Genomic DNA, 22,007 nt, shown 5'->3' with positions numbered 1-22,007 from the left:
GTTCCGCCACCCCGGCTAGTCTGGAGCGGAAGACGGGATTCGAACCCGCGACCCCCACCTTGGCAAGGTGGTGTTCTACCACTGAACTACTTCCGCAAAAGAATTGGTGCGGGTGAAGGGACTTGAACCCCCACGCCTTGCGGCGCCAGATCCTAAGTCTGGTGCGTCTGCCAATTCCGCCACACCCGCATATATTTTTGTTTTTCACATTGGAGAAAAACAATGGTGAGCCATGAAGGATTCGAACCTTCGACCCTCTGATTAAAAGTCAGATGCTCTACCAACTGAGCTAATGGCTCACAAACCAAATGGTGCCGGCAAGAGGACTTGAACCCCCAACCTACTGATTACAAGTCAGTTGCTCTACCAGTTGAGCTACACCGGCACGGTAAGTTTTATGTGATTAAAATGGTGGAGGATGACGGGATCGAACCGCCGACCCTCTGCTTGTAAGGCAGATGCTCTCCCAGCTGAGCTAATCCTCCATATTGTATCGGCAAGCTATTTTGCTTCCGCAAAAAACTTTGGTGACCCATACGGGATTCGAACCCGTGTTACCGCCGTGAAAGGGCGGTGTCTTAACCGCTTGACCAATGGGCCGTTTATTACAATGTCCTCTCGAGGACATTTATTACTATATCAGTTAATTTCGCAGAAGTCAACTTCTATTTAATAATTTTTATTGTGGCAAACAAAATACCTCAAACAATATTCATCACAGAATTTAAAGATATCACAGAACATACATTCATAGCAATATATTTTAGATTCTCTAATTCATATAGTTTTTTCCTATTACTACAATGAGACCGTGATTAGTAAAACTATCTATGATTGTTCATCATTTTGCCTGCCCCTCTTTCCTTTTAAGTATAAAAAGACCGAGGAATTAATCCCCGGAATTTAAGATTATTAAAGTGCTTTGTCCTTATATAGTAGATGATTAAGCTTGGACGTTGGAGACTGGAATGAAAAATATAGTTCATATCCTGCTTCCAATCTATAGTACATCAGCCAAGAATCGTCGGCTTCACTATAACCTTGAGAGAGGGGGTTGCCAATTCGATCCTTTATTTCAGCAGGGGTTTTACCGATCTTTCCACCATCCATAATGATTGCTCCAATGGGTGAATCTATATTACTATCTCCACCAAAGTAGGTACACCCATTAAAGTCCCTTCCATAACCGCCTTCGTAATATCCTTTCCATTCAGGGTCAAACGGATAATAATTCATGACGTCCCTGGATTGCACATCGTCTACTGAGAATTCACATCCATTTAAATAGCCGTTATTAGCGAGATCCATAAAATGTTTATTTAATATGGAAGCTGAAATGTCCTCTTTTGCACCTATAAGTACCTTGTAAGTATAAGCTTTCTTCCGATCGTTTTCCCCTGGGATTATGGTGATAGACCCTATTCCGGTTTTTATAGGCACTATAGTCTGTTCGTTTTCAAATCTTAATACATCGTTATTTACTATTACCCGATCTTTTTCATGTGTTAATTTATTTAGAGAAATGAATTGGAAAGGTTTCAGCACAAAAAGCTTTCCATTATGGTGATTAGATTCTATTCCCTCACCAATGATATGATAATTTATCTGTACAGGCTTCACGACAGGCATCGTTACTTTGAATTTGCCAGCCAGGGCTCTAGCGAGAAAAGCGGAAAATTGTTCCCTTGAAAGCTCTTCCTCTGGCCGAAACGTTCCATCATCATACCCCTGAGTTATTCCTGCAGCTACTATTTTTCCTATCGAAGAAAAGGCATTCATGTTTGGAGAGATATCATAGAAGAGTATATCCTTAGATATTTCTAAGTGAAACGCACGAGCGATAATGATCGCCATCTGCCCCCGAGTCACGATGGCATCCGGTCTAAACATTCCATCAGGAAACCCCTTTATGACTCCTTTATTCACAGCTTCAGCTATATAACCAGATGCATAGCTCTCCCTTGAAACATCCGGAAAAGGTGCTTCTCTCTGTTCTCCATCGAATTTCAAGGCTCTACCGATCATTGCGGCAGCTGCTGCTCTGGTCACCTTTTCCTGAGGACGAAAGGTACCGTCTTTATACCCTGTAATGATGTCTTTATCTAGAAGATAAGTAATTTCCGTATAAAAACGTTGTCCTTCATTAATATCATTGAATGTTGCAGCATAAGTAGCAGGTGTCAGAAGTAAAAGAGTAACAAGTAACGCAGGCAAACAAGTAATAAATTTTTTCATTTTCGCACCCCCATTATGTAGATATATTGTGAACTGGAAAAGTATATTCCTTTTTATTCCATTCTCCATAGAGAACACCAATACCTCCTTAGATGGAAAATATATCACCTAAATATATATCTATTAGACTTGAGTTAAAGTGAACATTCTTCATTATTAGTAGACTTACATTATTTTGTCTTGTTCGACTGAGGAAGTTGTAACGGTAGAGCCGGGCGGGTTTTACCTACTTACATACCATTGTGACATAACATTAACATTTGTTACAATTCTGTTGTAATTATTTCAATAGGGGGAATGACGGTGCATTACATAAGGACTGGATTGATTATTTTACTTTCATTTCTGTTAGGGGTTGGAGCTTTTTCCAATAATGCCAGCGCAAATGAAAATTCGTTACAAAGCTACTACATTACTGATATGGATGTCAGCGACTTCGGGTTTGGTGAAGTTAACGACTTTGTTTCAGCAGATATTATTGATGGATTTCTAGATTCTAAGACCGGTGATATGCTTTTTCAACCGAATAAGAATATTACCAGAGCTGAGTTTACTAAAATATTAATAAATGCCATGGGAATTGAAACGAACTCATCTTCCCAAATTTTTAAAGATGTGTCCCCTAATAAGTGGTATTTCGATTATATTAATACTGCTAGTTCACTTGGGATTGTGAACGGGTTTTCGCCAGACCAATTCCAACCAGGAAGTTTCATTACACGTGGGCAAATGGCAGCTATGATTGTCAGAGCTTTTGAAGATACCATCCCTTTTCCGGCTTCCGTAGGGCAAATCTTTCCGGATGTACCCTCTCACACCAGATTCGCAGATGAAATCAACAAAGCCGCTTCATTAGGTATCATTCAGGGTCATCGTGATAACACGTTCAAACCAGGGACTCTTGCTGATCGTGTGCAGGCCGTAGTCATTATGTTCCGTGCGCTTTCAAATGAGACTGAAAGTTCAGGAGAGGAAAATGACGTAGCAAGTTTTGTACAGGAATTTCTAACAAATGAATCCGAAGCATTTTCAAAGAACATTTCAATAGAAGTGTACAATAAATACACAACTGGCTTTTACAATGCTTATGCCACAGATATCGTTAGGCGTAACAACGAATTAATAGATCAGGGGTACGAGGTTACTTTATCTTCTGATTTAACTAATATGAAAATATCCGTAGAATTTCTGACGAATCGTTTTGCTGAAGTAAAAGTTACGGGAACAAGCAACTATGGGAAATTCGTTTCTCCAGAAGGTAAGATCAAAGAAATCAATTCTACAATGAATAATGGTTACTACTTCCTCAAAAAAACTGAAAAAGATGGATGGAAGATTTACGATCAGTATCCTGAAGAAAGTAAATAGGTATTTGAGAAATTAACAACAAAAAAACGAGCAATGAATCAAGAGATTCATTGCTCGTTTTTTTAATAACGTTTTCTTAAATGCCAATTATCTGAACTAAGGTCGTCATCTGTATCCGTTCACTTTTACTGAAAGTTTCTTATTGTTGTATTTAGGTTATTCACTTTCGTTTCGTGATAACTTACTTTTTTTTGTAACTTCACTTTAATTTTGGAGTCGATACAACTATCAAGTAAGATCTGGTGATAATGTAATCTCACAAAATGCCACTTGTGTTTTATTTTCACAATACGCTTTTTATACATTCTCAACATATCCTCCCTTTGTTTCATAAATCGCAGGAGTCCGTTTTCGGCAGCTGGCAGGCATCGCCCATAAAGACATTAGCCCCTTTAGCATTGCGTCACCATTTTTCAATGGATTTGCTCTTGTCGTACGAGTTATGAAAAGAATAAAACCACACGTCATCTATGAATATTTAACCACAAATAACAACATAGAAATGAATCATATTGCCCACTTTTAGAATCTTACCACATAAATTAGAAAGGTGAACGAAATATTCTTAAAAGAATATCTCGGGACGAATGGAACATATCCCTTGATCCTATTGTCATCACTTCTTCTCGATCACAATAAAACACGAACTATCCGGAAGACGTACTGGAATCCCCTCTTCGTCTGTAAGCTCGATTTTCGGTGCTATATGCCCCTCATACCCTTCTTGCAGGTAATGTTCAAATATCAGAATATCCACTTGGTCTCCAAGAGTCCTGTGGATGAACTCCCGAAAGGCAGATGGAGTGAAATAGCCGAACTGCTCCTGTACTTCGTGGGGGTATGCCTCCTCTCCCCATGTATACGTATAGAGGAATTCCATCGCATCGTTTACATTCAATAGGACCGCATCATCTCCTGCTGCACTATAGGTGATCGCTCTCCCTTTGAAGTCTCCGGCGTATCTCTTGAAGAAAGCGAGACCGTGTGGATCTTTGAAGCGAATGATCCGCTTCTGCTCTAAAGGCTCTGTCATGATACCGTCCCGGATGATGATTCTGCCTTTTGGTCTCAGGGCTTTAAGTGCGCTCCCCAAGGTTTGGGCGATGACCTTATGATTGAACTTTTTGCCCTCGTAAGGGATATAGGAAAACATCTCATGAAGGATGGAGGAGAATACAATCGTGTCTGCCCCCTCCATACCGATGTAGTTTTCAAGCTTGAGAGCATCCCCCTGCATGACTTCCCACTTGGCACTATCTCTTTGCTTCTTCCGTTTCAGTTCCTCTACCACATTGACGGCAATGTCGATTCCGATGACGGTGGCTCCGGGGTGGTGACGGGTCAACAGGTCCAACATGACTCCTCCCCCCGGACCAATATCGACCATTGTCTCTCCTACAGCGTAGTCAGAAATCTTTTTCTTGAAGTCCTGTGAGCTATTCATGTCACTAAGGTAGGTTTGCTCATTGTTCAGCCTGTCGTAGGCATCCTTCCTGAAGTTGAACAGGTCAAATAACAGGACGATGGCCCGGTCATAAAGAGGGGACTTTTCTGCTTCCTGGCAGAATTCAATCAGTTTCTCCCCTGCCCGTGAAAAAGAAAACCCGACCCCCGCCATTTCTTCCTGTTCATGAAGGGGCGCGGCCATCAACTGCACATGCTCGTTTGCAGGATGTTTTCCCTGGACGATCTCTTCGATTGTGCACTCGGCAAGATAGGATTCTATGATTCTTTTTTATAAACATTGACGGTCTTTCTGCCTTTATAGTCGTAATACAGCTCCTTCATCAAGGGCTCAAAGGAAAGCTGTTCCAAAGGAGACCCCTGTGTCTTTCGTTCAATGAGCAGAAAGATCTTGATACATTCTTCAAACGTAAAATCCGTAAGGGAGGCCTCGACATACCACATATCCGTTTTCCGAAAAAAACGTTCCAGAAGCTTTTCTGCATCGGGATTGGAACTCAGCCATTCCTCGTATACAGCGTCAACGTTTTCCCCGCGCAAAGAAGCAAGATTCCGCAGCCTTCGGAGTCTTTCTTGGAACGTTTGCTCTTTGGACACTTCTCCATCGCAAATCCAGCGGTTCACCTCTTCCATTTCCTTTTGTACCGAGCTCCAGATCCCGGTGGATACTCCCGCTACGATACAATGATTCAGTGCATACAGAAGAGGAAACATATCTTCTGTCGCCACCTCGATCAGAGGCTTCATGGATGAGTACCTGACTTCACCCCGTATGTATTGACCGGCAAGGCCGTGTGTCAGGATCAGCACGAATAAAAGCTTCTCCCTCTCACGATTACGTTTTGCTTCCGGTCGTTTTTCCATTTCCGAGGCGTAAATTTGAGCCGATCCAATATTATGAATGGCGAGGTGAAAGCCGTGATCAAGCCACTCTCTTCGTTGGTGGGGAAGGCCGCACTTAGCCGTTTCACTCCACATTAGAACTTCTTCCACTAATTCTTTGTCTTCTTGAGGAAGACTCAACCCGTCCAGTACTTGGAGTGTTCTCTCTACGTATTCCAGCACCGGATTTTGTGCCATCTGTTCAAGCGATTCGACTTGTTCTAGATTCACATTTTTCTCTTTTGTAAGAGAAAGGTATTTTAGCCACACTTGTTCCCGCAGTATGAGTGTATTTCCTGATTTCAGCTCGGCGATTGCACGTAAGGATGAAAGCATTGTTTTCGCTCCCTTTTTCTCGTTATTTACCTTTCCATCATACATCACTCTGGTAAAGGAATGTCTGAATTCCCTTTTTCATAGACTTAATGTAAAGGGAGGGAGCTGGTCTCAATGCTTGAATGGAGCGCGGCTATCGCAGCCATTGCGTTTACGATTCTTGTGGCTTATTTGATTTTGACATTAAGAAGAGTCATGAACACGTTGGACGAAACGAAGAAGACGCTGTCTGACACGAGGAACGCTGTGAATGGGATTACAGAGGAGGCCGAAGAACTGATCCATACGGCCAACCAGATTTCTGTTGATGTAAAAGGAAAGATGAAAGCCGTTGATCCGTTGGTCGAGTCCGCGCATGATGTCGGGGACATGATCCAGAGTGTGACAAGCTCCGTGAAAAGGGCCGCTTCGCAAAAACGGACACCCAAGACGATTCATACCGGGGAAAGCAAGCCGGTGCAGATAAAATTGAAGTAAACGGAAAGGGGGCAAAAACGGCCTCTTTTATTTGAGTTCATGCTCAAGCAACTCCACCGGCGACCTCCAACAGCCAATAACCATGCATGAGAAAAACACAGCTATAGGATACTGCCGCAACGACTGACACGAGGAGCAACACTCTTGAAGACCGTTTTTTCGTTTTAAGATAAAAAAGAAGGAACAGTAAAACGATCGAAAGACCGACCTTCAATAGTAAAAACAACCAAGGGTCTGTGAGATAAAGGGAATGCATGAGGGGATTGGATTCTGATATATAATGAAAGTGCAAACCATACATCGTGAGGATTGCGTCTACGAGGTTAAGGAGTAGGATGTAAAGCAGCAGATACCTCATCTAATCGATTCTCCTATTCGTTTTTATCGTGGCTTTAAAACAATCATATCACATAATTCATTATAACACTTATTTTTGTTCTCAATAATGAATATTAAACAAACGTTTATTTAACTTCTCCCTTCCTTTTATTGATAAGGATGGGGGCACTATTCAAACGTTTGTTTAAATTTCATCAAAAAAATCCCAACCCTACACATAAGGTTGAGATTCCATGATTCTATCAATGTTTCTTTTTCTTCTGACCTTTTTTACCCTTCTCATCCACCTTGATCACGACAGTAGTCAACGGATCGAGGGTCAATATGTCTTTAGTAAGGCTAAAGCCGGATTTCTTTGAAACAGGATGTGTCCCCGCTTCATCGTTATCCACGACCACTTTTCCTTTTGAGAAGTCATAATCTGCGATAGACAGTGTCCTTGCTTTATCATCCGCATTCACAAATACATAATACTCACCCGTACCATCCGTGGATACGTTCTTGTAAGCAAGCAATAAGTCTGTATCGGCGATTTCAGGGATATCCATCAGTGATACATTCTGATCGACCAGCTCTTTGTCGCCGAGTCGGAATGCATTGGTTGATCTTCTAAGCTTGATCAATCCTTCTGTATATTCCCTTGTCGTTGTGTTGATTTCGTATTTCTTCTTGTTTGTTGCTTTTTCCCAATCAAACATGTTGATAGCGTCGGATGAGTCGTAGGAGTCGTGGATGAAGTAGCCGAATGGATCTCCATTTTCGTCTTCTAACTCATGATATTTCTGTTCCGGCACGCCTTCACCCAGCCACTGCTTGGTCCGGCCGTATTCCTGTCCTCCATGAAGGAAAGCTGTTCCTTGTGAGGTGAGGATCATCGAGTTCCCGAGTCGGATCCGCTTGTGGATTTCCAGGTTATTTTCCGGGATGGCCGGGTCCTTTTTGATCGATTGGGCAATGACGTCGTACAGCGGCAGATTATCGTGGGCCGCGATGTACTGGACCATATCTCCTGGATCGTCGTCAGCCGTGTTGCCCGGCTGTCCTTTGATATTGTTAAAAATCGTATTGATGTCGCGGGCGCCACCGGTCAGGAAGCGCGGCTCACCTTCTGAACCGAAGCCCGATTTCAGTTCGTTCCGGATTTCGTCGGAGAAGACCCCCACGTCGTCAGTTTTGTCCATCCAATCCTGGTCGGCTCCCATTCCTTCTAATGAAGGATCCGAAAGTTGACCGGCGAATGTTCTCCAGCCTTCCCCGATGAACAGGGCGTCCGGGTTGATCTCAGCTGCTGCGTTATAGGCTTTCTGGATGGCAGGGTAGCTTGCATCTCCCATCATATCGAAGCGCATACCGTCGATCTTGTATTCGTCGAACCAGTATTTCACAGAGTCCACCATCAGCTTTTCAGCCATCGTGTGGTTTGTCGCCAGGTTGTTACCGAACCCTCCGAGGAAGTTCCCCTGCTCATCCTGGAACGCATAATAATTTGGAACGATGTCGTTCAGTGTACTTGTTTTCGCCATATGGGTGTAAACGACGTCGAGGACGACTCCCATGCCTTTATCATGAATCGCGTCAATCAATCGCTTCGTTTCTTCGATGCGCAGCTGTGGATCGGTGGGATCCTCTGAATAGGCACCGTCCGGGGAGAAGTAGCTGTGAGGATCATATCCCCAGTTGTACTCGTTGCCTCCCGCAGAATACTCAAGCTCCCGTTCACCCATCTTCGTTTCATCACCGTAATACCAGGCCATGATCGGAAGCAGCTGGACGTGGGTCACACCCATTGATTTGATGTAATCAAGCTTTTTAATGAAGGCGTCATACGTTCCCCATCGTTCCTTTTTCAAATCCTTCTCGATGGACGGGTCGGATGTGAAGTCACGGACATGGATCTCGTAGATGACCGCATCCTCCCGTTTTTCATAGCCGTCGATGGAGGCATGAGTGAATTTCTTAGGGTCCGTCCCTTTCAGGTCGACGATGGCCGCTTTTCCGACGTTATCGCCGTCTGGTCCTGCTTCACCCTCTGTGTTGACGGTGAAGGCTGCCATGGATTTGGCGTACGGATCGAGGACTTTTTTCGTTACACCATTATTGGTCACTTCGTATTGATAGTAGTAACCCTTCAGATCCTTCACTTTTAATTCTTTCGCTTTCACGTCTGCCGACCAGACGCCTTTTTCACCCAGCGTCAAATCGACACTGCCGATTTTCGTCGCCGCATCTTTTTTATCATAGAAATTAGCGACCACTTTGCTTGCTTTCGGTGCCCACAGTTTTAACGTGGCATTACCTTTTTTATACGTGGCTCCGAGGTCGTCACCATCGTAGGCATACTTATTATCAAGCAGTCGCCAGCCGGCTTCTGCAGAAACAGTCCTGCCCGAGTAGGTGATGGAGAGTGGCAGTTTTTCCAATGCAAAATCAGCTTTCACTTCCACTGTTTTGTCTCCCGTGATCTTGGCACTGTTTACTTTCACATCGGAATCAGCGCTGTCTTTGATGGCCAAGCCTGAAAGCAATGCCTCTTCCGTCAAGCCATCCGTCATCGTGAAATTCAAGCGGATCGTATCATCTGAAATGACTTCGGATGATACCAGTCCCGTCGCCACATCACCATGTGGAGAAATGAAGACGTTATCTTCACCCTGCTTCACCCACAACTGATCATATTTATCAAGGAGGTTAAAGGTTTTGTCTCCTCCGTCCTTCTCTCCCGTTGCCTCATTCAGCACAAGGAAGCCGATCTGTTTGGCCGCTTCGTTCAATTCGACATCCACGTAGGCACCATAACGATCCTTTTTTGAAAAATCGAGAGCGCCCGTCGGCCAGTTCTCTGTAGGAGATTTCACATCGCCCCACGTCCACAGACCAAAGTTTTCATAGTTCCCGTCTTCACGGTCATAGTGGATACGCACCGTGTTCGCAGGCAGATCCACCGGCTCATACGTATATACCTTATCCGATCCCTGCTCGATCCAGATTTCATTCACGTCAGGATTTGTAATGGAGAAGGCTTTGTCTCCGCCGTCCTTACCTGCATCTCCTTTCGTTACATCCATGACGAGGAATCCGATGTTTTTTGCCCCTTCAGCAAGGGGTACATCAATGTATGCCCCGTAGCTGTCGGTTTTTTCGAACATCGTCGCTCCTGTCGGCCAGTTTGCCGATGGAGATGCGACATCATTCCACAGCCATGCACCGAAGTTTTCGTAGTTGCCGTCGGTGCGGTTGTAGTGGATGCGGAGGTTGTTTTCAGGTACAGGTTCCCCTTCAGGATCTTCTCCTCCACCGGATGCTGCACCGGTGATCTTCCCGCCTTCAACAGTCAGAAGGGCCGTACCTCCGTCTGCTTTGGAAGGCAGGGTCAGTGTTACTTCATTCGTTCCACTAGTATCGTAGGTTTCTCCAGAGTAGGCGTTGGTCACCACTGCATCAGGAGAATCCACAGTCAACGTGATTTCTTTCGCTTCATCCGCTACATTCAATCCAACGTATACGGAATCGTCTTTGTAGTCTCGGGAGAACACCAGGAACTTGTCGCTGTTTGAACCACCTAAAGTCGTTCTCTCACCCTTCGCGAACGCATCCGAATGGGTCCCCCTGAAGTTCAGGATCTTCGTATAGTGATCCAGTACATCATTATTTTCTACATCATCCCAGTTTAAGTCATAGCGGTTATCATACTGAGGATAATTATTCGCTCCGCTCTGCCCGAGCTCTTCACCGTAGTAAATGACGGGCTGTCCTTTTGACGTTGCCTGCAGGGAGGCAGCGAGCTTCAGCTTCCCTTTGTCTCCGCCAAGTGAATACAGGAATCCGTCCTCATCATGACTTCCTAAAAATTGTCCAAGTGTAGCCGTGTTATCAATCTTACCGTTTCGGGCCGTCAGTTTATCATTGGCCGCTTTCAGATTACCGTCCACAAACTCACGGGCGATATCCTTGAATCCGAAATCGAGTAGGGAGTCCATCATCCCCGTATCAAGGTAGCCGTAATCATTGTCGGCACTTGCTCCCCATGCTTCCCCGATCATTTTGTGCTTCGGCATTTTTTCCGTGATGGCGTTTTTAAAAGCCATCCATGTGGCATCTTCTACATGCTTCACGGTATCGACACGGAAATAGTCGATGGTATTGCCTTTATCCGTTTTCGCTTTCTCGATCCAGTCGGTCTGCCAGTCGATGATCTGCTGACGCACTTCAGGATTTTCCGTGATGACATCCGGAAGTCCGGCGAGTTCACCGACCACTTCGTCTGTACCGACATTGCCCTGCCGAAGGATGTCGCTGTACTTCTCACGCTCGGCGTCCGTCGGATACCCGGCAGGACGTTGATCCGCAGGCAGCTCACCGTCGATTTCTTTCAATCCATAGCCTGTATGGTTCAATACAACATCTACCATGATCTTGATGCCGCGGTCGTGGGCCTCATCAATCAGGTTATGGAAGTCTTCCATACTTCCGAAGTGAGGATTGAGCTCCCCGAAATTGCTCGCCCAGTAGCCGTGGTAGCCGAAATACGGCTCTCCCGCTTCCCCTTTTCGCACATCGTACTTCACATTCTCCACAACCGGGCTGATCCAGATCGTGTTCACACCAAGCTTATCAAGGTAATCTAGTTTTTCCGTGATCCCTTTAAAATCTCCGCCTTGATACGAACCACGCTTGCTTTTATCATAATTCAGATTGTACGGATCATCATTTGACGTATCCCCGTTGAAGAATCGGTCTGTCAGCATGAAATAAATAATGGATTCATCCCAATCAAGGTCAGAATCACCTACAGACTGTCTAGCCTTCACTTCGATTTCAGTACTTCCTTGATAGACGTTTCCGTAAGAATCCACGGCGGTTATAGGGATCGTTTTCGTCCCTGCCGTAATGTCGTCATCAACGGAAAGGGTCACTTCATTCAGTGATGGATCGATTTCAAGCTTCTCCGCTCCACCTAATGAAGAAACATCCGCTGTGATTTTTTGAATCTCTAAACCATCTGTCAACCCTTCGATCTTAACATTCAAGACAGCGTTTTCATTATAGTCCACAGCTGCAGGAGTCACAGAACCGGTCACTGTCAGATCGGCTTTCTGGAAATCAAGAACCGATTTGCCGTCCACCGTATTGTAAGGATCGCTCACTTCCGTCGTCACACCATCTTTTGTGACTAAAAAACTGTACTCATTTTTTCCGTTAGGAATGTTATCGTATGGCAGAACGAAACGCTCATTCTCCGGCTCATACGTCATTTCCTTTGTTTCCCCGTTATACTTCAACTCTACTTTTTCAATCGTATCCATCGCATCGCTTGAAAATAATTCTTTATCACGATAGTAGAACGTCGCATTGCCTTGATCGATCACCGGCGCCGACCCGTCCGGTACGATACGGATTTCCTCGACACCGCTCGTTATGTAAGCCTTGGTGAGGGCGTCGTTTTTGTTCACATTAATGAAGCGGTCACCGAATTCTTTCTGGGCCGTATTCCAATCCTCTGTACTGCGCAGAACAAATCCGAACTGCTTGGTTTCAGGTCCGACGGCAATATTCGCCACGGCCACTCCATTTTCGTAGGAATCAAAATTGATTTGATCGTCCTGTACTCCAGTGTTCCAGGCCCATATATTCCAACCATCATATTTCTGATCTTCACGGGCGTACGTAAACCGTACTGTCCGCTCCCCTGTATCTGTAGACGCTACCGCTGCATCCCCGTCTGCCACGGCAGAAGCTGCAGGAGCGAATGGTGACCAGAGACTAATCAGCATCAACAGTGTCATTAAAATCGAGAAATGACGCTTTGTCCTCTTTCTCATTCATGTTTTCCCCCTCTTAAATTGGTAAATAGAATAGTAGAAGTGCTCGTGTTGTTTTTGTGGAAACGTTTGCACAATTGGTTAAAAAAATGTGAGGTGACTCCCGGGGTAGTTATTTTGAACTAGTGCAAACGCTTGCAATTATCTGTCTTCTTTATTTTACAATAGATGGGTGGAGGGTGGCTATATGACTATTGGGGGATTTTTGACAGAATGTGCTTGTTCAGTAAAAACGGATCTTCTGGTCTATATGATTTGGGTATGCAGATGTAGAAAAGGATGAGGTGAACCCGCCTTTGCCCCTCCATATAAAAGCCTATATTCCCTCGCACCTTCATATAATAAAAGGAGGGATTTCATGACAGGGGTGAATTTTATGAAGCACATGGTTTCACTTACCTACTTATTCGGAGTTGTCTTCATTTTAACCAGCGCTCTTTATTTTTTCGCTTCGAACTGGCAGGTATTTTCGCGGCTTGAAAAAGTGGCTTTAGCAGGGACGTTGATTGTATTGTTCTATGGAGCCACTTTCCTGTTGGACCGGGTTTTGAAGGGAACCCATTTCCTTTCCAATTGGCTGTTGGTCAGCGGGGTGATATCCTTTGGTCTTTCCGTTGCGTTGCTCGGACAGCTGTACAATTCCCATGCAGACAGCTACTTATTGTTTCTTGTCTGGTCCATTCCCGCCTTGCTGTTCAGCTTGTACACACGTTACGGCGGATTTTACGCATTAACCCACGTCCTCATCCATTTGACAATTTACTTTTATCTGTTTCCTTCCACTCCATTCGGGCACTGGACCCTCTCCCATACGTGGATTGCATTCGGAGTCGGCATCGGGAACATGCTCTTATTTTTGATTATCAAAAAAGGATATATTCATTCAAAGACATTGCTTTACTTGAGTCTCGTCTCTGCCAACCTTCTCCTTATCGTCACGGCTTTTGATAACCCGTATTCCGCTTTCTTCACCCTGTTTTATATAGGTATCCTCGGAGTCGGGGTGTACCGGTATTTTCATAAGGAAACATCCATCTTTATCATTCTATCGATGTTCGGAACGGGCTTTATCATCATCAAAATGTTCGAACTGATGGCGAGATACGTGTCCAGTCTGTTCTTCGTCGGTCTCTTACTGGCCGCGATTCTGTTATTAGTGGGAAGTGTGTTCCTTGTGAACTACTTACGAAAACATTCGGCTTCCCGGCACTGGACCAAGACGATCTTCGTGGCAAGTGTCACGACCATCGCCTCTGTTTTCATCGTGGCGTCTGTTTTCGGCCTGCTTTCATTGTTCATGGTGGATGTCTCCATGATCACCCTATTCGTATTGGCGACAGTCTTCCTCGTCATTCCGAGTACAGTAACGAACTGGCCGTCTCCTGTAAAATATTCGCTTATGATGACCGGCATCGTGATCGGGATGATAGCAAGTGTATTTGATGAATTTCCCTTTGTGATGTTCTTTGTTTTCGCCTTTGTGTTTTACGTTGAAAAACGGACTGCTGCGAGATTTATCTTTTACCTGCTATTTCAATTGAATACAGCGATCTTCTTAGGGCAAACGATGGAACTGGGTGCTCATCCCCTTCTTCCGGTGATGGTGCTCTTAAACGTGATCGCATACCTTGCCCTAAAAAATAAACAGGTCCCTCAATATGGAGCGTTTCTCAGTGGATTCATTGCCTTTTTCTTGTTAACGACGATCGACTTATCGTTTAGTCTTCACCTTGTCTATTGCACACTTTTCTTTCTGGTGACAACCTTATGCGTTTATATTTTCAAAAAGCAGAATCGCCAGATTTATTGGATTTCATCCCTTATATTCTGGTTCATGTTGATTGTCCAGTTGTATTACGATCTGGCCTGGAAGCTCGTTCATAAATCGCTGCTCTTTGCAGTGTTGGGCATCATCTTTTTACTGGTGGCCGGCTACCTGGATAGGAAAGGTGGCTTTGAACGGAAATCACACTCGATCCTTGCAGGGAAGACGCTCGGTATCCTTTTCATCATTTGTCTTCAAGGCGGATGGATCGGGTATCAGGTGTATTCGAACGAAACCCTTTTACAAAATGGGGAAACGGTCATCCTGGAACTTCAACCAGTCGATCCGAGGTCCCTCCTACAGGGTGATTATGTTGAATTGAACTACCGTATATCCCAACTCGAGGATACCTCCATCAATGACAACGGGCCCGTCACCATCGTATTACGTAAAAACCCACAGGGCGTCCATGAATATTCAGGAGTTTATAAGTTTAATGGAAAATGGAATGCGTCTTATGAAAGTAAGCCCGGGGACGTGCTCTTGAATGGAAAAGTGACAAGCTCGTGGGACAACAGTGCCCGGGTCACGTATGGAATCGAACATTTCTTCATCCCCGAAGGAACCGGTCTCGATGTCGAAGGGAAGGTGAAGACTGCGGTGGTGAAGGTGAGTGAGAAGGGGGATGGGATATTGGTGAGGTTGCGTAGATAGAATGTGATAGGAATACTATCAATTTAATGGCGGATGCTGCAGTGGGGATTGTTAAAGTCCCCTCTTGAAACTTTTTTAATTGCCACCTATTTTTCATTCATCATTGAAATGTATTTTAGAAATAAAAGTAGAAATTGAACGTTTTTGAAGATTGATTTAAGAGGCTGGAACAAAAGTATTTTAACTATATCCCAGCCTCTTTGGCTTTTCACGATCAGCTTTTCTAGTTTTTCTGACCCAATACTTCATGTCTTATGGATCCCGTTTTTGTCATAATTTAATTAAGGATGAAGTGAGTTATCTCTGCTCCTATCCCCTGTTTCATTCAAATTTCACGGCTTCAAGATGGTATTCATTATCTCCATTAGGCGGACCAGCATAATCTATTTGGACTTTTTGGCCTGGTTTCAGCTTTTTAACTTGAGGTTGCAAATCTAAACTCACTTGAAATCTCATAATGACGCCCTCTACTCGGAACTCCCAATTATGGAGATTCTCATTTTCCCCAATATACTCTGCTTCTTTAGAGAACCTCTCTATCACAGCAGGTTCTTCGGTCCCTTCATTCTCAAATAGGTATGATGTACACCCGGTCAAACTGATGCACAAACTAATGGCTAATAACATGGTACTCAATTTTGATATTTTCATATTTCCTCCTCAGAAATCGACTACCTGTCCACATGATTTATTAGACGGTAGAGATAAAAATACGTTACACACTTTTTCTATACTTGAGATCAGAAATGTATTAAGAAATCAACAAATTTGGCGGTTATCTAGGTATCTTGTTTCGGTGATTAACCATCTGTCCCAGTAAATCCTTCCAATTTTCTTCCAACTCTATTAGACTAGTACTGAGGAGGGAAATGAATATGAGAAAATTTTTTTGTATTTTACTAATGATTACATTATTCTCTGGATTAGGTTTTTCATCTGTCAGTGCCGAAGGGTTCACAGATATACATAAAGGGAGCTCTTTCTATGAAGAAATGATGTACTTATACAACGAGGAGATCATTAAAGGATTTGAGGATGGGGAATTTAAGCCTGATAGAGCAGTAAGTCGCGCCCAAGCTGCCATCATGATTGGCAGGGTTCTAGATTACGATGATGAGCCTCGAGAATCAACTTTTTCAGATGTGGGAAAATCCACTACAGGGTCAGGGTTTATCCAAACCGCATTCGAAAATGGGATCATTTCAGGTTTTGGAGATCACACGTTCCGCCCAGATGAACCTGTCACACGAGGTCAAATGGCGATTATGATTGCCCGTGCTTTCGATATTAAAGATGAAGCGATTGTTCCATTTAATGATGTATCGATTCATATGAAAGCGTACCGTTCAATCCGCCAAATTATTTCATTTGGAGTAACGGAAGGATATAGGGATGGGAGTTTCAAGCCTGACGCCGAACTGAGTCGCTCGCAATTCTCCGCTTTCTTAGCTCGAGCTGTCAGCGATGATTTCAAGTTGAAGGTCGATGCTTGCGGATATGACCCGGAGTCACGAGTAAATCCCGATCGTCAAACCGTCAATTGCTTAATTACGAAGGCTGCACTTGAATTTGACGAGGTGGTACCACCTGAAGTGGTAAAAAGTATCGCTTCGGTCGAAAGCAGTGGATGGAAGCAATTTGATTCTAACGGAGATCCGATTATTAGTGATGATGGCGGCATTGGAATCATGCAGCTCACTTCACCTTATGAAGTAGACGTTAACGAGGAAAAGTTAAAATATAACCTTACGTATAATATTGAAGCAGGAATCAGAACGCTTGTATCCAAATATAAAAGTTCTTCCCTGCCTACAATAGGTGATCAAAACCCTATGAACCTTGAAAACTGGTATTTTGCCATTATGGGATATAACGGCGCAGTGGCAGTGAATAGTCCTTTCTATAAAGAGACGGGTGATCACAACTTTGATTCTTATCAAATGAAAGTGTACCTTGACATGGTTAACAATGGAGTGGTCACTCCCCAGATTTTCCAGATACCAATGAGTGTAGATGATTTCCATTACGGTGAGGATACGAATTGGGATATTGTCTTTAAGAAAGATCATTACGATTTCTATGCCGACTATACGCCGTCAAGGCACTACTTTAAACCAGATGATCTGGTTGTTCACGTAGGAGACACTCTACGCAATGACGCGACAACCAAGTCGACAGGAACGAAACTTCAATCAGCAGAAAAGCTGAAGATTATAGCAGCGCCTGAATATGACTTAACCCCAAACTCAACAAATGAATTTGTTTGGTATCCAGTTGAAGTTGTAAGAACCGGACAAAAAGGTTATGTCGCTTCGTATAATGTGCGTGAGCTTCCATGATAAAGGGACAAGTAAAAGACGATGGGGATATCCCCATCGTCTTTATGAGATTTGGGACATGGCATCTGTCCCCTTATCATTATTCCGTTTCCATTTTCTTATCCAGATCCCTGCAAGTAGAAGGGCAATTCCTATTACGCTAAGAAAAATCATTGACGTAGTACTTCCCTTTTGATGCGGAAGGTTTGTGTAATAACCATATGATTCCCCAGATAGCCCTCTTATCCATTGCGTTTCCATTTTCGACTTGGTCTTAAGTGTGAAATCACTTTTCTTTATGACTCCATTTTCATTAATGCTATAGGTCCGATACTTTGCAGGAGCTGAGCCTTGGATTTCGTTTGGTGAATTCAGCTGCATGGCAATGATAAATGACTCCTTACCTGTCTGATTATCTACCATTGTTTTATACTGAATCATGTCAGCAAAGACCCTCATTCCTTCTCCCTTGGAATGGAGTTCTCTTCCTTTAAGGGCAACCACTTGTTCATCCTTTACCTCAAAAATCACATCAGGCTTTTTCCGGCTGTTTTCCTTCAGATTTTCCTCGAAAGTATTCAATTTCACCCCATGAAACACTTGAACCGGATCGATTATGCCGTCTTCTTCTAATGAAATGAACTCATACCGTTTATCAAAATGACTCTGATAAAATGATTCTCTAATCGTCTGGATGAAAAAATAAGCTACCAGAGTGATAGACAGGACCCCGGCGGCGATAGATAGTATACTAATATATTGAAACCGTTTCTTTTTACTATGTGTCATTTTCTCCTCACTCAAATCATTTAATTTAATGGGGGGTGAATTGAATAGTCTACGTATCTCCCATTTAAATCATCTTAATAAAAGTAGAACAAAAAGTTTGTATTTATTTGTTGATGAACGCTGAAAACTTTTCGACAGTTTGGGACAATGACATGGGCCCTAGTCTTTCTCCTTCAGGATTCCATTATTACCATTTTTTTCTGATAGCTAATTTAACATAAATGAAATATTATCAATCTGTTAGTAATATTATTTGAGAGGGGAAACACCAATTGAAAGCATTAAAAATGTTAATTTGTTTGGGGTTGGCACTTATTGCAATGCCTCTACAGTCAGCTCTTGCCGCTGGCGGAAAGACGATTGATCACTACATCCCGATGGACATCGATGAGGATCACTGGGCATGGGAGGAAATCAATGACTTTGTCAATGCCGATATCATTGAGGGATATATGGATGAAGATATGAATATGTATGTGAAGCCTGGCGATAACGTAACACGTGCGCAATTTACAAAAATTCTTGTAAAAGCACTATCTCTGGAGACTAGCGGCACCCCTAAATCGTTTAAGGACGTTAAACCATCTGCCTGGTACTATGATTATGTAAATACTGCAAGCAGCTTGGGCATTATCAACGGAAAACAAAACGGCACATTTGCACCTGATGCATACATAACACGTGATCAGATGACAAAAATGATTGTACTGGCATTCGAAAAAACCGTAAAATTCCCTTCCATGACGACTCAAAAGTTCCCAGATGTCAATAAAGATTATTGGGCATATGATTATATTAATAAAGCCGCAGCTAAAGAAATTGTACAAGGCTACGGAACAAGCTTCAAGCCACTCAATCTTGCTACAAGAGCACAGGCCATCGTCATGGTTCGCCGCGGGCTTGCTCAAGAGCAATCCAATTTACCTGATGCGGAAGGAGTAAAGTCCTTCCTTAAAGGTCATATTCTACAAGAGAATAGCCTAGTGGAAGCCAATGCATATGACAAATTGATGGCATTGTACGAAGAGAACGGCACCGGGTATTACTTAACGGAAGCAAGGGAGTTTGGAGGAATCTATTTCCCTGCCGAAGACGGGTATACTGTAGAGATTGACGATACCAACCTTTCATTAAACGTTCTATCAATCTCTGACAGATTCCTTACAATTGAAGCAACGGGTATGATAGGCAGATTCATATATAAGAGTGATGACTTCAACATGGACTTCACCTCTAAAATGGATGGTGTCTATAACCTGAAGCTTGATTCTGAAAGTGGAAAGTGGAAGATTTATAATTATCTTCCTTATTTCGATGAAGAGGCATTTGAAGAATAGGACTTCCAGTTGCTTTAATTCAAACAACCCGCCATGGCGGGTTGTTTTCTACCTTTTAATCGAATGAGGTGTTTCCTCTACCATTGATACTATCTTCTGTCATTTAGCTCTCTACTGACAGGTACAAAGTCTATCCTCCTATTTCCATTTAAGAATGCCATTCTCTTGACTTCCTACAAATGAAGATTTTTGAGTTATACTCACTCGAATCTGGATGTCATATTGACCCTCATCCCATACCGTTTTATTTTTTTCTTTATAGGCAGGTTGTGCATTGCAGATGGATGTAAATTGATTAAATAGCTCTTCTGCAGCTGCTTTGGCTTCTTCCTCTGTCGTCCCTTTCTTCATTACAACAACTTCCGATAGGGCAAAACCTTCTCCTACTATATAGGCAGATTCGATGTTAGGATGTTTTTTCATAGTGACTTCTTTTGCGAGATCAATCGATTTTTCTTCTATCTCCACTCTTGATTGTTCGATTAAGTGTCGATCTACATACCCCTCTGGTATCTCAGTGTTCAATGACATGGCCGACAGTTCATCATTCTTCTTTAATTCCTTAAGGGTATAAACAGATGATACTTGATTATTATTATAAGTGGTTTTTTTCAATATTACTCCAGAATCATATTCCACCTTTATTTCGCCACGACTGTATAATCCAGTAGCATTTCTATTATACAAATCAAATACTACCCAATTCTCATCCACGTTCTGATCAATTTCTCTCCATTCAAATCCTTTAAGCTCTAATTCGCTAAAGTAATATAAAGGATGATTCGAATATAAAGCTTTGTATTCTTTCCACTCATCAAACGTTTTAGCTTCTAATGATTCCCTCAAGAAATTTTTTCTCTGGTGATCAAGTAAAATATGTTGATTGTTAGTGGAAATAGCAGATCCATCAGAAACAATCTCCCCATTTTCAATTCTCTTCTGATTCACTACTTCAATAAAGTGATTCTCCTTTACATCCGTTATAATCTCCTGGTATGATACAGTGTTTTCAAGGGGTTCTTCTATCTGATACTTCAGCTTCAGTTTTTTGATGTCATTCGATTTTTCCTGGTAAATACCCCGAAAGTACTCCTTCCATTCCTCTTCAGATTTTAGAACAAAAGCTGGTGTAGTCTCTTCATTCCCTACATCACTTTTTTCTTCTTCACTCTCCTCCTGCACCTTCTCATTTACTTCATCCTCTTTTTTTGCTGGTTCTGGGACTACTACTTTTGGTTCTACAGGTTTTTCTTCTTTAGGTTGATCCACTTGTTTAATGGGAGCAATTTCTGAAGGATTTGACTTGATAAAAGAAATCGTCACAATGGATAAAAGAATGAGAGCCATGGCTGTTAATCCAAGATGATAATATCTCTTTACATTTGAAGATGTCTTTGTCCTTTCAGCTTTTTGAAGGATTTCTTTCTTCTGTGATTGAAATGAATATTTCGAAAATACATCTCTATCCAAAGATGATTTAATTTTATTGTACTCCTGTTTGGATTTCATGATTGTTGCCCTCCTTCTCTCAGGTCCGATAACTGCTGTCTTCCTCTGTGAAGTCGAGTTCTGACGGTTGACCCATTGATCTTTAACAGCTGACCAATTTCCTCCGTCGATAGCTCCTCGTAGTAATATAAAACCAACACTTCCCGGTATTTCACCGGAAGACAGAGTAGGTCTTCACCTAAACTCTCATTCTCTTCGCTTTGGAGAATGATGGTTTCAGGTGTAACCTCATCGCGGTTCTGAAAGGTTTGAAGAAGGTTGTTCCACCACTTGGCTTTTCGGTTCGTTGAGCGGATATAATCCTTGCACTGATTGGCCGTAATGCTAAACAACCATGTTTTCAATTTAGAACGTTCTTCAAACTTGCCTATATTTTTATAAACTTTGAGAAACACTTCCTGCGAAATGTCCTCTGCCACCGACCAATCCTTTACATATGTGTAGGCAAACTGAACAACCGCTTTCTCATACATTTCAATAATCTCCTCAAAATACCCTAAAGACGATCTGCTACGGTCACTAATGCCTAATTCTCTCTCCATTATTTCCTCCATCATATACCCCTCTACTTCTTTATTTCATAGCTTAGACGTTTAACAGGGGTAAGTTGTCTCAATGTATTTGAATAAAATGGAAGAGGGTCTGGTCCCTTGTT

General features: G+C 42.9%; 14 protein-coding genes, 6 tRNA genes and 1 riboswitch. Of the genes, 5 read left to right on the top strand and 15 right to left on the bottom strand.

All coding sequences use genetic code 11. The annotated features are described in order from the left end of the window. Nucleotides 1-21: 21 nt before the first annotated feature. From CN378_RS13065 to CN378_RS13035, 7 genes are all read right to left on the bottom strand, one after another. A tRNA-Gly gene (locus tag CN378_RS13065) sits at nucleotides 22-96 on the bottom strand. Between the two features lie 8 nt (nucleotides 97-104). Next, nucleotides 105-189: transfer RNA gene (locus tag CN378_RS13060), tRNA-Leu, on the bottom strand. Between the two features lie 34 nt (nucleotides 190-223). Continuing rightward, nucleotides 224-299 (bottom strand) — tRNA-Lys (locus CN378_RS13055). 10 nt (nucleotides 300-309) lie between these two features. Further along, nucleotides 310-385 (bottom strand) — tRNA-Thr (locus tag CN378_RS13050). Nucleotides 386-409: 24 nt separating this feature from the next. After that, nucleotides 410-485 (bottom strand) — tRNA-Val (locus tag CN378_RS13045). Nucleotides 486-525: 40 nt separating this feature from the next. Then, a tRNA-Glu gene (locus CN378_RS13040) sits at nucleotides 526-600 on the bottom strand. A gap of 312 nt (nucleotides 601-912) precedes the next feature. Continuing rightward, nucleotides 913-2,304: an S-layer homology domain-containing protein gene (locus CN378_RS13035; protein WP_142323606.1), complete on the bottom strand. Its 1,392-nt coding sequence runs from the start codon at nucleotides 2,302-2,304 to the stop codon at nucleotides 913-915. A gap of 234 nt (nucleotides 2,305-2,538) precedes the next feature. Here CN378_RS13035 and CN378_RS13030 point away from each other — a divergent pair, with 234 nt between their 5' ends. Next, nucleotides 2,539-3,603: an S-layer homology domain-containing protein gene (locus CN378_RS13030; protein ID WP_179884910.1), complete on the top strand. Its 1,065-nt coding sequence runs from the start codon at nucleotides 2,539-2,541 to the stop codon at nucleotides 3,601-3,603. A gap of 350 nt (nucleotides 3,604-3,953) precedes the next feature. Next, nucleotides 3,954-4,040: riboswitch (cyclic di-GMP riboswitch) on the bottom strand. Nucleotides 4,041-4,219: 179 nt separating this feature from the next. Here the strand turns inward: CN378_RS13030 and CN378_RS22970 are convergent. Both CN378_RS22970 and CN378_RS22965 read right to left on the bottom strand, forming a co-directional pair. Further along, complete coding sequence (locus CN378_RS22970) at nucleotides 4,220-5,251, bottom strand: methyltransferase domain-containing protein (RefSeq protein ID WP_257141135.1); 1,032 nt, start codon at nucleotides 5,249-5,251, stop codon at nucleotides 4,220-4,222. Between the two features lie 74 nt (nucleotides 5,252-5,325). Then, on the bottom strand, nucleotides 5,326-6,285 hold the full coding sequence (locus CN378_RS22965) for a class I SAM-dependent methyltransferase (protein ID WP_257141133.1): 960 nt from the start codon (nucleotides 6,283-6,285) through the stop codon (nucleotides 5,326-5,328). 114 nt (nucleotides 6,286-6,399) lie between these two features. On the opposite strand from CN378_RS22965, the gene CN378_RS13015 reads away from it, so the two are divergent. Next, entirely contained in the window at nucleotides 6,400-6,762 is a 363-nt protein-coding gene (locus tag CN378_RS13015) for a DUF948 domain-containing protein (protein ID WP_098352566.1), read from the top strand. A gap of 43 nt (nucleotides 6,763-6,805) precedes the next feature. On the opposite strand, the gene CN378_RS13010 is transcribed toward CN378_RS13015, so the two are convergent. Both CN378_RS13010 and CN378_RS13005 read right to left on the bottom strand, forming a co-directional pair. Next, a complete protein-coding gene (locus CN378_RS13010) occupies nucleotides 6,806-7,120 on the bottom strand; it encodes a DUF5658 family protein (protein ID WP_098352564.1) in 315 nt (104 codons plus the stop codon). 223 nt (nucleotides 7,121-7,343) lie between these two features. Further along, nucleotides 7,344-12,920, bottom strand: a complete 5,577-nt coding sequence (locus tag CN378_RS13005; RefSeq protein WP_098352563.1) for a pullulanase — start codon at nucleotides 12,918-12,920, stop codon at nucleotides 7,344-7,346. Between the two features lie 358 nt (nucleotides 12,921-13,278). Between CN378_RS13005 and CN378_RS13000 the strand changes: the two genes are divergently transcribed. Then, nucleotides 13,279-15,399, top strand: a complete 2,121-nt coding sequence (locus tag CN378_RS13000; RefSeq protein ID WP_098352550.1) for a GDYXXLXY domain-containing protein — start codon at nucleotides 13,279-13,281, stop codon at nucleotides 15,397-15,399. 321 nt (nucleotides 15,400-15,720) lie between these two features. Here the strand turns inward: CN378_RS13000 and CN378_RS12995 are convergent, their stop codons facing one another. After that, complete coding sequence (locus CN378_RS12995) at nucleotides 15,721-16,050, bottom strand: hypothetical protein (RefSeq protein WP_098352549.1); 330 nt, start codon at nucleotides 16,048-16,050, stop codon at nucleotides 15,721-15,723. A 224-nt stretch (nucleotides 16,051-16,274) separates the two neighbouring features. Here CN378_RS12995 and CN378_RS12990 point away from each other — a divergent pair, with 224 nt between their 5' ends. Further along, the gene (locus CN378_RS12990) at nucleotides 16,275-17,738 is read left to right on the top strand and encodes an S-layer homology domain-containing protein (protein WP_179884909.1); all 1,464 of its coding nucleotides are present in this window, start codon (nucleotides 16,275-16,277) and stop codon (nucleotides 17,736-17,738) included. A 42-nt stretch (nucleotides 17,739-17,780) separates the two neighbouring features. On the opposite strand, the gene CN378_RS12985 is transcribed toward CN378_RS12990, so the two are convergent. Continuing rightward, nucleotides 17,781-18,506 (bottom strand): hypothetical protein, encoded by a 726-nt coding sequence (locus tag CN378_RS12985; RefSeq protein WP_098352545.1) that lies wholly within the window; start codon nucleotides 18,504-18,506, stop codon nucleotides 17,781-17,783. A 272-nt stretch (nucleotides 18,507-18,778) separates the two neighbouring features. Between CN378_RS12985 and CN378_RS12980 the strand changes: the two genes are divergently transcribed. Beyond that, a complete protein-coding gene (locus tag CN378_RS12980) occupies nucleotides 18,779-19,843 on the top strand; it encodes an S-layer homology domain-containing protein (RefSeq protein WP_098352543.1) in 1,065 nt (354 codons plus the stop codon). A 138-nt stretch (nucleotides 19,844-19,981) separates the two neighbouring features. Here CN378_RS12980 and CN378_RS12975 read toward each other — a convergent pair whose 3' ends face one another. Beyond that, a complete protein-coding gene (locus CN378_RS12975; RefSeq protein ID WP_098352541.1) occupies nucleotides 19,982-21,352 on the bottom strand; it encodes a hypothetical protein in 1,371 nt (456 codons plus the stop codon). Beyond that, nucleotides 21,349-21,894, bottom strand: coding sequence for a sigma-70 family RNA polymerase sigma factor (locus CN378_RS12970; RefSeq protein ID WP_257141132.1), 546 nt, complete (start codon nucleotides 21,892-21,894; stop codon nucleotides 21,349-21,351). Before CN378_RS12970 ends, CN378_RS12975 begins: the two co-directional genes overlap by 4 nt. Nucleotides 21,895-22,007: the final 113 nt, after the last annotated feature.

It is taken from the genome of Bacillus sp. AFS015802 (genome assembly GCF_002561455.1).
Taxonomy (GTDB): domain Bacteria; phylum Bacillota; class Bacilli; order Bacillales; family Bacillaceae_B; genus Rossellomorea.
Note: the sequence above shows the minus strand (reverse complement) of the source record. Positions and strands in the feature narration are given on the sequence as shown.